Origin of the sequence: Allobosea sp. FBZP-16 (assembly GCF_002831785.1) — a bacterium.
Lineage (GTDB): Bacteria > Pseudomonadota > Alphaproteobacteria > Rhizobiales > Beijerinckiaceae > Allobosea > Allobosea lupini.
This window is the reverse complement of the sequence record NZ_LNCQ01000056.1, coordinates 1-254: the sequence shown is the minus strand read 5'-3', so window position 1 is coordinate 254 and position 254 is coordinate 1.

The following is a 254-nucleotide window of genomic DNA, read 5'->3' as shown; positions in this document are numbered from 1 at the left end:
TCCCGCCGGGCCCGCCGCGCCCCGCCGCTCGTATCGTCCCTGAGCGGGCCGCTCGCCGAGAATGCCCCGTCCGGTAAGACGGGGCATGTCATGACGTGTGCGCTCAGATCCGTGCCGGCTGCTGGCCGAAGGCGCTCGCATCGTTCGCCTGGGAACGCGCACGATCCGGCCGGGCTGGCACATGGCCCGGCCGAATGGAGCTGCCGCGTCAGCGGCTGAGGCCGCCACCGTGGCCACCGCCACCGCCGCCGTGG